Below are 6,890 nucleotides of genomic sequence, written 5' to 3' on the forward strand. Positions count from 1 at the left end.
GACGCCTCAGGCTCGGCAGAGGCCTTGGAAATTATCCAAGGCACTCAACCGAACGAGCTGCCTGCGCGACAAAACGCCCTGCCGCTTCGCGTAATTTTGCTTCGGGCAAGGCGCCACTGGAAAGGCGCGCACAATTCCAAGGCGCCCCACTTGCGAAACATAGATCGCCCGGCACATAAAGCACGCCCTGTTCGATGCAGCCTTGGCAAAAGTCTGACTGCATGCGCAAATCCATGCCCTCGGGAGCCCGCAACCAGAAAATAAGCCCGCCCTGCGGGGCCTTCCATGCCCATCCAGACTCACGCAAGCCGCCCTCAGCCAATGCCGAGTCAAGGATTTGCGCCTTGCGCGCATAGTGCGCCTGAATGCGAGCAAGGTGCTCGGGGTAGAGCCCTGCGTCGAGCACGCGCTCAATGATCGCTTGCGCAAAATGTGGCGAGCCAAAGTCCTGATGCCCCTTAATACAAAGTATCTTCTCCTTCCAGACCTCATGCGTGCAATAGCCATAACCGATCTTCAGCCCTGTAGCGAAGGGTTTAGTGTAGGTACCCAAATAGAGCTTAGGGAAGGGCTCAAACTCAGGCATACTAATAATCGAAGGCGCTGGGTGCGGCGCATCGAAATAAAGCTCGCGATAGGCTGCATCCTCGATAACGGGAATAGTATACCCCGTCCGAAGCAAGACCTCTGCCACGGCCCGCTTCTCTCCCAGTGCCAAGGAACGACTGCTCGGATTGCAAAAATAACTGACTAAATAAATCGCTTTAACCTTGGAGCGCTCACCCGCCGCATACAACTCCTGCAAGCGTGCCTCTAAACCATCCGGCAAAATACCCCCCTCCGCATCGCAAGGAATCCCCACCGGCCGCAAACCGAGGCCTTTCAACATTTCCAAGCACACGAAATAACTCGGATCTTCCACCAAGACGATATCGCCTGGATCGCAAATCGCTTGCACCGCTAGGTAGAGCGCTTGTTGTGAGCCATTGGTCACAAACATCGCCGCCGGATCAAATACACCTGCCCGCTCACAGGGATGCGACTCGATCGCGGCGCAAGAAAGCTCACGCAAGCGTTGCCGCCCTTGGTTCTGCCCATACTGCAGGGGCTCCTCGGGCACTCCCGACTGTGTCAACTCAGCCGCAAAGCGCCCCACCAGCTCGCGCGGCAGCACAGCATTATCGGTAAAGCCAGCTGCCAAGGAAAGCAGGTCTGGATTTGCCAACGCGCGCGCCATTAAATCAACAATCACTGGCGTCGCGATTTCGCGCCCCTGCCGTGAAAAAGATATGGGTGTCTCTGAATTAGCCATTATAAGGGAATTGCATTTGATCTCTCGAGTGATCCGATATTGTAAAAAGGAAGCGTGCCGCCTCTCCGCACGCCCCACAAGCAAATGATTGCCAATGTTTCCATCCTCCTGATTGCCAGCCTGTGTATCCTCTACGCCGGAATCAATGCCTATGCCGCTCTGCACTCGCGCAAGCTGATCTTCCCCGCCCCGCCCAGCAGCTATCAAGACGACGCGAGCATCCTGAAACTACAAAGCAGCGCAGGCATGAGCATCTCAGCCTACTATTTAAAGGCCTCCAACAGCGATCGCATTCTAATCTATAGCCATGGCAATGGCGAAGACATCGGCATGGCTCGCCCTTGGCTACAAGACCTGCAGCAAAAAGGGATCTCCGTATTTGCCTACGATTACCCCGGCTACGGCACCAGTCTCGGCAGCCCCAGCGAAGCGGGCTGCTACGCAGCCATTCATGCCAGTTATAAATATGTCACCGAAACCCTAGGCTATCGCCCCGAACAAATCACGCTCTATGGTCGCTCCCTGGGCAGCGGTCCATCCACCTGGTTGGCGGAACGCACTCAAGTTGCAGGACTCATACTGGACGGCGCTTTTACCTCGACATTTCGAGTGATGACTCAAATCAAGCTACTCCCATGGGATCGCTTCGACAATTACGCGCGCCTCCCTCGGATACAATGCCCCGTCCTCATCATCCACGGCACCGAAGATCGCATCGTCCCCTTTCAACACGCCCTCAAAAACTGGCGCGCGATCACAGGGCCCAAATACAAACTATTCGTCGAAGGCGCGGGCCACGGAGGTCTGATTGACTTCGCTGGCCCCGACTATTGGAATATCACCCTCCCATTTATTCAAGGAAAGCTACTATGAAAAAACGCGCACTCATACTCCTGCACCCCGGCTTCGAAGAAATGGAAGCCGTCGCACCGATCGACCTCCTAGCACGCGCTGAGATCGAAGTCGTGCAAGCCTCCACCAGCAATGCAACACTCGTGACAGGCCGAAACGGCATCACCATGCAGGCCACGCATCGACTCGCCGATGTCGCCGCAGACGAATTTGACGCGGTCATTCTCCCCGGAGGTCCCGGCATACTACAGCTACGCAAGAACCCACAGATCATCGAATGCCTCCAGCGTAATCATCAACGCGGCAAGCTCATCGCTTGTATCTGCGCCGCGCCGCTGCTACTACTCGATGCAGAGATCAGTCCAAACATCGCCTATACAGCACACCCCAGCACTCTGAATGAACTTCCCGAGGCCCGCCAGCAAAGCGTCGTGCGCGACGGATCCGTCATCACCTCCCGCGGTGCCGGCACCGCGACCGAATTTGCCCTGAGCATTGTGCGAGCACTCCGCGACGAAAATTGCGCCCAAGAGATTGCTGAATCAATCTGCTGGCCACATAGCTTTTAATTCACGCCTCAAGCGCCCCTCTGACTGTGCAAGAATCCACCCCCATTCGCCCTCGCGACCAACTACTACGCGACAGCTTCACGCCTGCCGAAGCAATACTCTTCGGCGTGATCTTAATCATGGCGAGCATTGTCAATTGGCTGGGTGATCCACGCTCCCTCTGGCTCTTAGGCAGCTTACTCATCATCGGCTGTCTAACACCCTTAGTCTTAAAAACACACGAGCACACGCACCCCTTCTTCGTCGATTTACTCTGGCCTAAGTTCTGGTTATGCTCCGCGCCCGCCTGGATACTAGCACTGCAATTTGTGCTCGGACTCACCCAAAATCCACTCAACAGCGTCACGATAGATAACAATCTATACCACACACTCGCCCCAATCAGCCTGTGGCGCCCGATCTCCGCCGTCGATAATACCGCGTGGTTAACTACCTTCGCATACTGCGGCACCTACCTGATGGCGACCTCGCTCTACATCGTGCCCAAGTCACGCGCCTTTTTCGAACGCCTCTTCCCTTGGTTATGCATAGGAGCCGTGCTAGTGGGCGTGTTCGGTTACATACAAAAGGGGCTCGGACTCACCAAGCCCCTCTTCACGCCTGGCACGGGTGCGAATGATTTCTTTGCCTTCTTTCCCTATGACGGACATTGGGCGGCCTTTGCCTCACTCTGGTGCTGCGCCTGTATCGCAATGTCACTGCTCACAACGCGCTACGAAGACAATCCCGGCTTCATCAACTCCACTGGCCCTTGGTATCTAACCGGTGGCACCTTACTAGGAACTACTGGGTTCTTAGTTAAAGCCCCGCTTCCGGCTGCTGTTTTGCTGCTCACACTCTCCGCGATGCTACTCATCGTCGCGGTGGAATTCATCGCCAACCCTAAAGACCCACACCACCGATCCATCGCCACCTGTAGCGGCCTGACCGCCTGCCTCAGCTTTGCAGGCGGCATCTTTCGTATTTTCCAAGACCAAGCTGTGACCGACAATGCGAGTGCGCTTCGCATGGCCGCGATCGACATGTTCAAAGACAGCCCAGTCTTCGGATGGGGCATCGATAGCTATGAAAGATTACTCCCCTTCTATAGTAACGACATGCTACTCGGGCAAAGATCTGAACGCGCCGCCTCCGATTGGCTTCAACTCCTCGCAGAGCTTGGTCTAATCGGCTTCATCATAATACTGTTTTTTTTGTCTGCTTTCATTGTCCGCTATCTTCGCGATGCACGTAATGTGCGCCTGACTAACCACCTGCTAATTGGCTGCAGTTCAGTGTTACTTTTAGCTTTATGCGATTCACCCTTTATGGCACCCGCAGTCCTGTTTAGCTTCTTTGTTATATTCTTCAGCTCCCTACGTTGGGCAGAAGTAAGCCGTAATCAAGTCGACGAAGTAGACGCCGCACGCCCCCGACTAGTCACCCCCGAGAGCCAACGACGCGTCCCCTTCTATAATCAACCATACAACGAGAAAGAAAAATGAGCCAAACACACTTTGATTACATCGTCATCGGAGGCGGCAGCGGAGGCTACGCCGCAGCGCGCACCGCCCGTGAAAGCTGCGAGCACGTCGCCATTATTGATAACGCCGAAACGCTCGGCGGCCTATGCATCCTGCGCGGCTGCATGCCCTCCAAAACTTTGATCTACTCCGCAGAAGTATTACACTTGGCACATAAAGCGGAGCAATTCGGCCTCAAGATTCCGACTGCCGCAGCAGACATGGCAGCACTGCATCAACGTAAGTTGGATACTATCCAAGAATTCGCAGAATACCGCCAAGAGCAACTGGAGAGCGAGCGCTTCACCCTTTTTCGTAGTCGCGCGAAGTTTATCAACTCGCGCACCATCCGCCTCAGCGACGGCACAGAGCTCACAGCGGACCACTTCATGATCGCCACAGGGTCCGTCGTATCCGAACCGCCAATACCCGGACTAAGCGATGTGCCCTACTGGACCAGCGACGAAGTGCTCGAACTCGACTTCCTGCCCGAAAAAGTCATCGTTCTCGGTGGCGGCATCGTCGCATGTGAACTGGCTCAATTCCTACGCCGCATAGGCAGCGAAGTCATACAAATTCAACGCAGTCCTCACATTCTAAAAGAGATGTCACCCGAAGCAGCCAGCGTGATTGAAAGCGCCTTCCGCGATGAAGGCATTCAGCTTTACACAGACACGGCACTCAGCTCTGTGCAGCAGCAGAACGGCAGCTTCACAGTCGAATTTGAGCACCAAGGTCAAGCGGTCGTCGTCACTGCACCACACTTGCTAAATGCACTCGGTCGTCGCCCCGCCACTAAAGGGCTCGGGCTCACCGAAGCAGGCATCAGCACCCTGCATAGCGGACACATCAATTGTAACGCCATGCAGCAGACCAGTAACTCGCGCGTCTACGCCTGCGGCGATGTGGCCGGCCCGCACGAAATCGTGCACGTCGCCATCATGCAGGGCGAAGTTGCCGCGAAACATGCCACTGGCCGCCCCGCCGAACGCGTCGACTACGACAACCTCTGCGCCGTGGTCTTTACCGATCCGCAAATCGGCAGCGTCGGGCTCAGCGAGAACCAGCTCAAAGAGCGCGGGATCGAATATATCAGCGCCGACTATCCCTTCGACGATCACGGCAAGTCCATCCTGATGGAAGCCAAATACGGCTACGTCAAAGTGCTCGCCGACAAAAAGACCGGCGTCGTCTTGGGCGCCGAATGCGTCAGCAAAGACGGCGGCGAGCTCATCCATGCCATGGCCGTCGCCGTCACGCTCAAAGCTACCGTGCAAGACCTGCTCAAAGTGCACTGGTACCACCCCACCCTTTCTGAAATCTGGAGCTATCCGCTGGAAGATATCGCCGACGAGATGGCCGAGTTGCAGGAATAAATGTCACTCACCGTCCTTTAGGCCTGGATACGGGCAAACTAACTAAAGATCTGACTGCGTAAACCTTGGATCACTGAGAGATCTCCCCAATCGGCTCCCTGCAACGCATGCCCTTTCGGTGGGCGCTTACGCCCACGCTCCCGCTGCCAAGCTCCGACAAACCCGCGGACGAACTCCTCCGAGCCCAGGATGGCCCCATCCGTAAAATAACGCACCCGGCAGCGCAGCACAGCAGCCTTAGAAAGTTTGCCGTCGCCCTGCTCCAACACCTTAAGAGCCTTCTCACGCGACATCTCAGAGATGCCCGCCTCCGATGCACGTTTACCGAAGATCAATTCGCGGTGCATCCGTAGCGCCACGGACTTCGATACGTTATGACGCAAGCCTCCGTCGGCATACGCCGCCCAGATACGAAGCAACCCCTCCCTCGCCGCCGCCCCTGAGCCCGCCGAATGGGCCACCGCTTCCGCATAGCCACAGAAACGATAATCTTTCGGATCCTCCACCAAACCCGCACGCACAGGATTGAGGTCGATATAGGCAGCCATCGTTTGCAATGGGTTCCCATGGCCCTCGACCAGGACTGACTTAAAGCGATCCGCCCATAGCGTGCCATAACGCTGATGATTTCGATTAAACCAGACAGAGAAACGCTGCTTTACAGCCTTCATATACTCAGAGACATCCCCCATCCTCGCCAGCAATTTGCGACGAACCTCGTCCGCATCCTCTGAATCTTTAGCAAACTCAGAAGCCAGCACCTTCGCGGAGGCCGACTGATACTTCGTAGGCTTCGGATAGAGCACCTGATAGCGGCGCAGCAGTTCCGCATCATCCACATTCTGCAGATCCGGGACGCGCAGCAGCACGTGAAAGTGATTCGACATCACGCAATAGGTCAAAACTTGCACCCCACAGAAATCCGCAATCTGCCAAATCATCTTACGCAGCATTTCCTTATCCCGATCCTTGAACAGCCTCTCACCATTCACCACTCGCGTCATACAGTGGTAAACCGCATCCCTACCATGAACCTTTGTGCGTCTAATTTTCATACAACTCTCCTCGACTCTACCTACACTCCTACATTCCCACACACTCTGGTCAACCATTTTCTTATAGCCTGGTTAATTAATAATATGGGAACGGTGTCCAAGTAATCCGGATCAAAATGCAGCGTAGACTTGCCTGAGCGACTGCAGGGCTTGGCTGATGAGGCTGCCGACTCTGAGGTGATGTCGCAGCCAACGTATAAATTTCAGTGTCAGCTGAGAGCGTC

The 6,890-nt window shown here is 55.4% G+C and carries 6 protein-coding genes; 4 read left to right on the forward strand and 2 right to left on the reverse strand.

Annotated features, from left to right (window positions below; genetic code table 11):
- Positions 1-31: 31 nt before the first annotated feature.
- Positions 32-1,312: an aminotransferase-like domain-containing protein gene (locus QEH52_RS13970; protein WP_308951256.1), complete on the reverse strand. Its 1,281-nt coding sequence runs from the start codon at positions 1,310-1,312 to the stop codon at positions 32-34.
- A 54-nt stretch (positions 1,313-1,366) separates the two neighbouring features.
- Here QEH52_RS13970 and QEH52_RS13975 point away from each other — a divergent pair, with 54 nt between their 5' ends.
- From QEH52_RS13975 to QEH52_RS13990, 4 genes are read left to right on the forward strand one after another with little or no spacing between them, the layout of a single operon-like run.
- The gene (locus tag QEH52_RS13975) at positions 1,367-2,185 is read left to right on the forward strand and encodes an alpha/beta hydrolase (RefSeq protein WP_308951257.1); all 819 of its coding nucleotides are present in this window, start codon (positions 1,367-1,369) and stop codon (positions 2,183-2,185) included.
- Positions 2,182-2,733 (forward strand): DJ-1 family glyoxalase III, encoded by a 552-nt coding sequence (locus QEH52_RS13980; protein WP_308951258.1) that lies wholly within the window; start codon positions 2,182-2,184, stop codon positions 2,731-2,733. Before QEH52_RS13975 ends, QEH52_RS13980 begins: the two co-directional genes overlap by 4 nt.
- A 26-nt stretch (positions 2,734-2,759) precedes the next feature.
- A complete protein-coding gene (locus QEH52_RS13985) occupies positions 2,760-4,217 on the forward strand; it encodes an O-antigen ligase family protein (RefSeq protein ID WP_308951259.1) in 1,458 nt (485 codons plus the stop codon).
- Positions 4,214-5,611 carry a dihydrolipoyl dehydrogenase family protein gene (locus QEH52_RS13990; protein WP_308951261.1) on the forward strand — a complete coding sequence of 466 codons (1,398 nt, stop codon included), beginning with the start codon at positions 4,214-4,216 and terminating at the stop codon, positions 5,609-5,611. The genes QEH52_RS13985 and QEH52_RS13990 overlap by 4 nt, the downstream gene beginning before the upstream one ends.
- Before the next feature lie 38 nt (positions 5,612-5,649).
- Here the strand turns inward: QEH52_RS13990 and QEH52_RS13995 are convergent, their stop codons facing one another.
- Complete coding sequence (locus tag QEH52_RS13995) at positions 5,650-6,666, reverse strand: transposase (protein ID WP_308951262.1); 1,017 nt, start codon at positions 6,664-6,666, stop codon at positions 5,650-5,652.
- Positions 6,667-6,890 lie beyond the last annotated feature (224 nt).

Source organism: Thalassobacterium maritimum, assembly GCF_031127805.1.
Lineage (GTDB): Bacteria > Verrucomicrobiota > Verrucomicrobiia > Opitutales > Coraliomargaritaceae > Thalassobacterium > Thalassobacterium maritimum.